Here is a 228-nt window from a genome sequence, read left to right as displayed (position 1 = left end):
CACGACACCGTCATGACGATGGCCGACGGCGTCACCTTGACCCAGTACGCCGGACTCGGCACGCTCCGCTCGTACACCATCGATCCCGGCACCGGCGAGAAGGAGCACAAGGTCACCGACCATCCGCCGGAGCACATGCACCGGGCGAACGCCGCAGCCCTCGGCCTCAGCGAGATCCGGGTCCTGACCTCCACCCAGGACGTGCACGCGGCCGAGCGCACTCAAGTC

1 pseudogene is annotated in these 228 nt (G+C 68.4%); it reads left to right on the top strand.

Annotation, left to right across the window (positions count from 1 at the left end):
• Positions 1 to 228, top strand: a pseudogene (locus KVT45_RS55970) (arginine deiminase); the annotation flags it as partial.

Source organism: Streptomyces sp. GbtcB6, from assembly GCF_019091475.1.
Lineage (GTDB): Bacteria > Actinomycetota > Actinomycetes > Streptomycetales > Streptomycetaceae > Streptomyces > Streptomyces hyaluromycini.
The sequence above is the reverse complement of the archived record's forward strand: the minus strand, read 5'-3'. Positions and strand labels throughout refer to the sequence as shown.